Annotated in this window: 4 protein-coding genes; 2 read left to right on the top strand and 2 right to left on the bottom strand. The window is 62.5% G+C overall.

Annotated features, from left to right (window positions below; genetic code table 11):
- Window positions 1-267 precede the first annotated feature (267 nt).
- Together KGB24_RS23390 and gspG are read right to left on the bottom strand one after the other, a co-directional pair.
- Window positions 268-1,455 carry a type II secretion system F family protein gene (locus KGB24_RS23390; RefSeq protein ID WP_032829042.1) on the bottom strand — a complete coding sequence of 396 codons (1,188 nt, stop codon included), beginning with the start codon at window positions 1,453-1,455 and terminating at the stop codon, window positions 268-270.
- A gap of 12 nt (window positions 1,456-1,467) precedes the next feature.
- Window positions 1,468-1,917, bottom strand: coding sequence for a type II secretion system major pseudopilin GspG (gene gspG / locus KGB24_RS23385; RefSeq protein WP_008043382.1), 450 nt, complete (start codon window positions 1,915-1,917; stop codon window positions 1,468-1,470).
- A gap of 195 nt (window positions 1,918-2,112) precedes the next feature.
- Here gspG and KGB24_RS23380 point away from each other — a divergent pair, with 195 nt between their 5' ends.
- Together KGB24_RS23380 and mnxG are read left to right on the top strand one after the other, a co-directional pair.
- The gene (locus tag KGB24_RS23380) at window positions 2,113-2,721 is read left to right on the top strand and encodes a lytic transglycosylase domain-containing protein (protein ID WP_008032701.1); all 609 of its coding nucleotides are present in this window, start codon (window positions 2,113-2,115) and stop codon (window positions 2,719-2,721) included.
- Between the two features lie 308 nt (window positions 2,722-3,029).
- Window positions 3,030-8,834: a manganese-oxidizing multicopper oxidase MnxG gene (gene mnxG, locus KGB24_RS23375; protein WP_223416615.1), complete on the top strand. Its 5,805-nt coding sequence runs from the start codon at window positions 3,030-3,032 to the stop codon at window positions 8,832-8,834.
- Window positions 8,835-8,886: the final 52 nt, after the last annotated feature.

The following is an 8,886-nucleotide window of genomic DNA, read 5'->3' as shown; positions in this document are numbered from 1 at the left end:
CCCCCACCATCCTTGGCCTGAGCGCTCGATACGCCGGACAGGCTGTCCGGAATCAATACGGTAGACGCCGACAAAACCGCGCCAATAGCTACTGCCAGTAAAAGCTTGTTGATGTGCATGTCGTTCTCCGTCTTCTTATTCAGGTTGGAACGTTGATGAACAATGCAACTTGCTGCTCGATTCAGTGGGAGAACACTGCAACGTTCCGGTTTATTCAGTGGCAACGTCGATGAACGATGAACGGTACGAGTCGACCCTGTCCCGGGGTCAGTGAATGCTCGAGGCCAGTTCGAATATCGGGATGTACATCAGGATCACGATGACCCCGATCAACAGGCCGATGAAGGTCATGAGCAAGGGTTCGAACAAGCGTACGAACCATTCGATCCAGCGGCTGATTTCTTCGTCGTAGAAATCCGCGCTGCGTTCCATCATTTGTCCGAGGTTGCCGGACTGCTCGCCGGCACGCAGCAAGCGCAGGGACACCGGCGTCACGAGGTGATTGAGCTCCAGCGCCGTCGACAGCGATTGCCCCTCGCGCACCCGCTCGCAGGCCTGGTCCAGGCGCACGCGGGAGGCCGCGGTGAGCAGGCCACGGACCATGCCCATGGCGGTGACGAGGGGGATGCCGCCCTGCAGCAGAATCCCCAGCGAGCGATAGAAGCGCGCCAGTTCGTACATGAAGATGCGTTGATGGACTGCCGGGAGTTTTTCGATCACCCGGTCCACGCCCCGGCGAAAGGCTGGTTGGCGCTGGAGGAAGGCGAGGGCGACGACGACCGCCGCCAAGGTGCCGAAGAATTCGCCCTGGTGAGCATGCAGGAACATCCCGCTGTTCATCAGCACTTGTGACAGCCACGGCAGGTTATTACCCAGCCCTTCGAACACCAGGCTGAAGCGCGGCACCACGTAACCCATCAGAAACAGCACCACGCCACCTCCCACCACCAGCAACAGCATGGGGTAGATCGAAGCGCTGACGATCTTCTGTCGAACCTCGTCCATGCGCTGGCGATAGCTGACATAGCGGCCCAGCGCATCACCTACCGCGCCGGTCTTCTCGCTGGACTGCACCAGCGCCACATAGAGCGGTGGGAAAACCGCTGACAACTGACCCAACGCCTGGGAAAACGATTTGCCCTCATAAAGCAGGCGCACCAGTTCACTCAAGGTTTTGCGGGCCTGTGGCGCGGTTTCTTTTTCCGCCAGGCTTTCCAGCGCATCGATCAACGGCAGGCCGGCGTTGAGCAGGGTGGTCAGCTCCTGGCTGAACAGCACCAGGTTGAACGTCTCGCGCTTTTGCAGACGCAACGCCCGCCATTGCTTTTCGGCTTGCAGACTGACGACCCGCAGGCCCTGGTCTTCGACAATGCGTCGGGCTTCGCTGTCCCCTTGGGCCTCGACCGTCATCGAGACCACGCCAGCCTTGCCGACGGCCTTGAGATGAAAGCGCATGCTCGCCTCCCGTCACTGCCAACTGGTGATTTCGGCGTTTTCGCCTTCGCCGCCGGGTTGACCGTCCTTGCCCATGGACAACAGGTCGTATTCACCGTTTTCGCCGGGGTAGCGGTAGGTGTAATTGCGGCCCCACGGATCCTGCGGCAGCTTTTTCGCCAGGTAGGGGCCGGTCCAGCGGGTTTCATCACTGGGCGCGGTGACCAGCGCCTGCAAACCCTGTTCGGTCGACGGGTAATGGCCGACCTCCAGGCGGTACAAATCCAGCGCTTTGCCCAGGCCTTCGATTTGCGCCTTGGCCACCTTCACTTCGGAGCGGCCGAGTTGGGCGAAATACTTCGGCGCGACGATGCCGGCCAACAACCCCAGCACCACCAGCACCACCAACAGTTCGAGCAATGTGAACCCGCGCTGGGCTCGCGGTGAGCCGTTACGCGGGGCACAACACAGACGATGATTCATGATGACCTCACACAGTCGGCAGAAGGGTCGCCACAGAGGCTCATGCAATTGCCATGCTCACCCCCGGACATCCTGCCGCAACCCCTGAATTACTGGCCTTCGCGCTTACGGCACAGTGCTTGCGTATGGCTGGTTCACTACCGGTCATTGGGGCAATAGCCCCATTTTTCGGGGCCGGTCAGGGGAGACAGAATAATGAAAACACTCACCACTGGACTGCTCGGCTGCATGCTGCTGGCAGGCACAGCTCAGGCCGATGTATTCGTTTCCGTGGACAGCAAGGGCAGCTACGTTTTGTCCAATGTCCACCGCCCCGGCCGTACCTATGAACGGGTGATCCATGAGCCTGAATCGGCGCAGGTCAGCCTTGATCAACAGCCACAGATGATTGCCCGGCAACCCTATGCCGAGCTGGTTTCGGCGGCCGCCAAGGCCAATCAATTACCGGCGGCGCTGTTGCATGCGGTGATCCAGGCCGAGTCCCACTACGACTCCGGCGCGACCTCATCGAAGGGGGCTGGCGGGCTGATGCAATTGATGCCCGACACCGCCCGGGAAATGGGCGTGACCAACGTCTATGACCCCAAGGCCAACATTCAGGGCGGGGCCAAATACCTCAAGCGCCTGATGACCCTGTTTGACAACGACATCGCGCTCGCCGTGGCGGCCTACAACGCCGGGCCGCAAGCGGTGCTGAGCCGTGGCGGGGTGATCCCGCCGTTCGCCGAAACCCGCCGTTATGTGCCGAGCGTGTTGCGCCAATATCGCCGCTTGCAAGGCCTGGCCGTGGATGCGCCGCTGTGATGGGTGATGGCCCCACATGTGGGGCAACACATTCATCTGTAGGCGCCGGCTTGCCGGCGAAAGCATTTTCACAATCACCACCTGTCCACAAATCCGATCGCCGGCAAGCCGGCTCCTACAGGTGTGGGCGTCTTGGTGGAATCAGAGGGCAACCCGAATGGTGGGGATTGGGTGGGGAATATCCCCCGACTTATCAAGTCGTTTACGTAGCTAGCTGAAAAATAACAAAAAAAATTATGGCATGCGGATTGCTCCAAGGGATTTGTCGAGAATCATTCCCGTGAGTACCCAAAGCGAGGCCCGTGATCATGACCGGCATACCCCACGCTCATCATTTGGTTAACTTGCTGCTGCTTGTTGCACCCCTGTTTGGCATCGAGTTGGCCGAAGCCGCCGTGCGTTGTGAACGAAATCTGGTGGCGAACGTCGTGGCGCTGGATCAACCGCTCATGTTCAACCGCCTCGGCGCACAAAACGCCAACGGCATGATGTTCGCCCTGCGTCGTGATGTGGTCGACGATCACAATGTGTCCCTGGCCTACGGTGGCGCAGCGGTGCCGGGCAAGGTTTCGCTGCGGCCCGACAAGCGTCCGCGTCCATTGGTGTTGCGCGTTGCCGCCGGTGACTGCCTGACCATCAACCTGCAGAACCTGCTGGCCTATCAGGCCAACCCTGGCAGCCACGACAGCGGCGAGGAAGAAGAGGGGGAGATCGAGGGTGAGGTAGAAATCGGCAACGCGGAGCAGTTCAAGGTTGATGAGCAGGTCACCGACCGCCACGTCGGCTTTCAGGTCAACGGTCTGCAGGCGGTCAACAGCATTGACGACATTTCGGCCTACACCGGACGCAACCCCAATACGCTGGTCGCCCCCGGCGCGACCCGTTCCTACACCTTGTACGCCGAGCGTGAAGGAGCGTTCGCCGCCAGCAGCCGCGGTGCAACGTTCGGTGGTGAAGGCGATGCGGGCAACGTCGCCAATGGCCTGTTCGGCGAAGTGGTGGTGGTGCCCAAGGGCGGCCGCACCTATCGCAACACCGTGACCGAAGAAGAAATGCGCCTCGCCAGCACCGGGCGCACGCCGGCCGGTCAACCGATTGTCGATTACCAGGCACGCTACCCGCAGCGTGAACCGTGGATTCGTGAAGGCAAGGCCGGCACGCCGATCATCAACATGGTCGACGGCAACGAAATCATCTCCAGCGAGAGCGATGCGATCGTCATGGGCAGCTACGCCGACGGCAGCTTCCCACCGTCGACCTATCCGCTGGAAGCCATCGGCAAACGCAACCCGGCGCTGCCTAACCGGCTGGAACCGTTCCGCGATTTCGCCTCGCAATTCCAGGATGAAACCGCCGCGACCCAGGCATTCCCCGCGTACTGGGAAGACCCGGTCATGGGCCACGTGCTGGAGCCGACCCGCGATTCGTTCATGATCAACTACGGCTCCGGCGGCATGGGCGCCGAAGTGGTGGCCAACCGGTTAGGCGTCGGGCCGATGCACGATTGCCTGTCTTGTGCCTATGAAGAATTCTTCCTCAGTTCGCACACCGTCGGCGACGTGGCGATGCTGGTGGACGTGCCGGCCAACGCCGGTCTGGAAAGCATCCGGCCGGGCGAAACACCGCGCGCCGATCAGGTCGGGGTCAAGGCGACGATGGCGCTGTATCCGTCCGAGCCGTCCAACGTCAACCACAGCTACATCGGTGATTTCGTCAAATTCCGCAATACCCACAACGGCCACGAACAACACATCTTCCACCTGCACGGGCACCAGTGGCTGTTCAATCCCAACGACGACAACTCTGACTATGTCGACGCCCAAGGCATCGGGCCGGGCGCCGGCTACACCTATGAAATCGCCAACGGCGGGTCGGGCAACCGCAATCGCGTCGCCGGTGATGCGATCTATCACTGCCACTTCTATCCGCACTTCGCCCAAGGCATGTGGAGCATGTGGCGGGTGCATGACGTGTTTGAAGAAGGCACCCGACTCGAGGTGTCCCAGCAGGGCGCCGACGGTTATCACAGCGAACCTTATGCACTGCGCAGCGGCAAACCGGCCGCTGGCGCCCGGGCCTTGCCCGATGGCGAGATCATTGCCGGCACGCCGATTCCAGCGGTCGTGCCGCTACCGGGCAAAGCCATGGCGCCGATGCCGGGCAAGGTCGTGGTCGTGCCGAAAGTCGGCGAGACCCTGGTGGCTGGCAATGATGAAGATGGCGACGGTGAGCATAGCGGTGGCGCCCAGGCCATTGGCTCCCTGGCGCTGGTTGATCGCAGCTACGCCAACCGCAATACCGACGGCAGCCTGAAAAACCCTGGTTATCCGTTCTGGATCGGCGGCATGGAAAGTTCGGTCGGCCAACGTCCACCAACCCCACCGCTGGACATGCTCGACGCCGCCAAGGCCTATGCCTTGAAAACCAGCGGCAATGCCTTGTGGGCCAACCTCGATCCGGCGCAGTCCGGTGGCTGGGACGGCGGTTTGGGACGCCATTCCCTGGACGGTTTCTCTGCCGGTGGCGAGGCGAACACCGTGACTACCTCGCTGGATTTCTCCAAGGAAGTGACCCGCGCCAAAGCGCTTTACCTGCCGGAAGAGGGCACTGAAGTCGAACAGGCGGCCATGGCCTTCCACGCGAAAAAAGACCACCCGAGCTTCGCCGTGCTGCCCGGCAATCAAATCGTCGCACGCGCCTTCCGCACTAACGGCGCGCTGCCAGTCGCCGGTGCGCCTTTCTACGAACCGTGCATGGACGACCGGCAAAAACGCCTGACCAGCAGCGCCGGCATGGGCGAGTTTTTCAGCGGCGAACGGCTCGACGGCATGTCCTTCAGCGGGGCCTCGACGTTCACGGCTGACCGGCCACGGGTCTACAAAGCGGCGAACATCCAGTTCGACGCGGTCTACAACAAGGTCGGCTACCACTTCCCGCAAGCGCGCATTCTGGCCCTGTGGGAAGACGCCTGGCCGGTGATCACCAAGCAGCGTCCGCCAGAGCCTTTGGTGATGCGCATGAACACCCTCGACTGCGTGCAATACCAGCAAACCAACCTGGTGCCGGCCACCTATGAAATGGACGACTATCAGGTGCGCACGCCGACTGACGTGATCGGCCAGCACATTCATTTGCCGAAATGGGACCTGACGGCGGCGGACGGTTCAGCCAACGGCTGGAACTACGAAGACGGCGTACTTTCCCCCGGTGCGGTGCAAGAACGCATCCACGCCATCCGCGAGTTCAACCAATGCCAGGGCACCGACCCGCGTGACGGCACACCGGCCTGCCCGAAAGCTAAAAACCACCCGTACTTCGGCCAGTTTGGCCGGGCCGACTGGGTCGGGGCGCGCACCGCGATGCAGCGCTGGTTTGCCGACCCGGTGGTGAACAGCAAAGGCGTCGACCGTGGCCTGGGGACCATTTTCACCCACGATCACCTCGGGCCATCGACTCACCAGCAGATTGGTCTGTACGCCACCGTGCTGGCTGAACCGGCCGGTTCCACCTGGTTCCACGCCGAAACCGGCGAGCCGTTGTACAGCGGCGCGCGCCAGGATGGCGGGCCGACTTCGTGGCAAGCCGTGGTGTCCACCGGCGACCTGGACGGCGACGGCAAGAACGACAGCTTCCGTGAATTCTTCCTCGAATACAGCGACTTCCAGCATGCCTATGAAGCCGGTGTGTACGTAGGCGCGGGTCCCAATGGTGTGCCGAATCCACAAGCGTTCCCGGCCACCGCGGACAGTTTCCGCTACGCGATCAATCCGCCAGTGCGCAACAACGCCAGCACCCTGTTGGACGGCATTCTCGAAGTGCAGGGCGGTATGGTCCCCGGTTGCCCGAGCCGGCCGTGCCCGCAAGCGATCTCGGTCGATGACCCCGGCATGTTCGTGGTCAACTACCGCAACGAACCGCTGGCCCTGCGGGTATACGACCCCTACAAGATCGGTCCTGACGGCAAGCGCGGCATGCAGGCCTACGGCCTCGGCGGCGATCTGGCGTACGCCATGCAAAGCCGCACCGACCGTGCGATCCCGGCGATGAACCAGGCGCCGAACCTGATCACCGCCGCCACCGGCCCGACTGGCGGCACCACCTTGTTCCCGCCGCACATCAACCGTGGCGGCGCTGAACCGGGTGATCCGTTCACGCCGATGCTGCGCACCTACACCGGTGACAACGTGCGGCTGCGGGTGCATGCCGGCGGTCACGAAGAAGAGCACAACGTGACCCTGCACGGCGTGAAGTGGCTGCAAAGCGGTTCCGGTTACGGCAACAGCTCCAACTCGGGTTGGCGCTCGTCGCAAATGATCGGGATCTCCGAGCAGATGGGCTTCATTGCGCCGGTCTCGATGCTGTCCAGTTCGGCGGCGACCACGGGTGATTACCTGTACTCGATGGACGCCTCTCTCGAAGGTTACTGGAGCGGGATCTGGGGCGTGATGCGTAACTACACGGCCCAGCGCAGCGATCTGTTCGCGCTGCCGAACAATCCGAAACCGGCGGGGATGCGCAACACCGTGGCATTCGACGGAACCTGCCCACGGATCAGCGCCAACCCGAACGGCATCGGCACCCGGCCGACCGTGCAACGCAACTATGAAGTGGTCGCGGCACTGGCCAACGACATTCTCGGCAATCCGCTGAACCTGGCCCTCGGCGATCCGGAGGGCATCGGCCAGCATGTCGGCGGGCCGTTGAATCCGGCGGGCGGCACCCTGGTGTACAACTCGCGGGTGGTCAATATTCCGCAGGTCACCGTGACTGATCCGGAGGATGGCGAAACCATCACCATCGGCGGGCAAAGCGGTCCGCTGCATGACCCGACCGCGATCATTTACGTGCGCAAGTCTGACCTCGATACGGTCACCGGCAAGCTCAAGCCCGGTGTGCCTGTCGAACCGCTGGTGCTGCGCGCAACGGCGGGGGACTGCATTAATATCACCCTGGAAAACCGTCTGCCCATGGTCATGCCGGACTTGACCCAGACGGCGGTGATGCAAGGCATCGTCAAACGTGATCGCAACAGCGGACAGGGCTCGACCACCTTCAGCAACAACCTGATGCGGCCGTCCAGCCACGTGGGTCTGCACACGCAATTGCTGGCGTACGACATCACCAAATCCGACGGCACCAACGTCGGTGCCAACCCGATCCAGACCGTGCCACCGCGGGTTGGCAACAGCGGCGCCTACCCGACCCGTACTTATCAGTACTACGCCGGGCACCTGGAGCGCGAAGGCAAACCGATCACTCAACTGGGCCGCAACGTCGACAACATCAACGCCACGGCCGTGGAGTTCGGCGGGTTGAATTTCACCCCGGCGGACGTAATCAAGCAACCGCAGAAAGGCCTGGGTGGCGCGATGAGCATCCTGCCGGTCGGCGCTACCTGGGTGGACGACGCGCGCAAAGTCACGGCGACGGTCACCGCACCGGGGCAGACCCCTTACCGCGACTTTGCGATGGTCTGGCAGAAAGCCTTGAACATTCGCTGGGCCAATGGCCGGCCGGTGGAAGGCATCGCTGCCGAAGGCTTCGGTGTGCCGACCGATCCGCAGGACAACTCGAGCATGGCCATCAACTACAGGTCCGAGCCGATATGGTTCCGCTTCGGCCTGGCGCCGGATGCGCCGTTCGGTCACGCCGACGGCGCGGGTTACGGCGACGTGCCCAACGCGCACATGGCGTACAGCAATGCGCTGGTGGGCGGCGATCCGCAGACGCCGGTGCTGTATGTGAAACCGGGGCAACCGTTCCGCACGCACATCCTGATGCCATCCGGGGGTAGCCGCGGCACGACGTTCCAGCTGGACGGTCACGTCTGGTCGGTCAACCCGTTCCAGTCGGAGAAGAGCGACACCGGCGGTTATCCGATGAGCACGCCTGGCGTGGGTTCGGTGCGGTTCGGGTTCAACCCGATGTCGATGTACATCGGCGCCCACGAAAGCATCCTGCCGGCGGCGCATTTCAGCTTCATGCATCCGAGCGCCGGGGGCAGCAACGCGATACCGGGCGACTACCTGTTCCGCGATTACGGCGCCTACGGCAATACCGCCGGGCTCTGGGGCTTGTTGCGAGTGACCAACGAACCTGAACCGGCACCGTAGACGTTGTGCGACACCAGCCCTGTAGGAGCGAAGCTTGCTCGCGAAGGGGACA

Origin of the sequence: Pseudomonas sp. BF-RE-25, assembly GCF_019956105.1 — a bacterium.
In the GTDB taxonomy this organism is placed as follows: Bacteria; Pseudomonadota; Gammaproteobacteria; order Pseudomonadales; family Pseudomonadaceae; genus Aquipseudomonas; species Aquipseudomonas migulae.
Note: the sequence above shows the minus strand (reverse complement) of the source record. Positions and strands in the feature narration are given on the sequence as shown.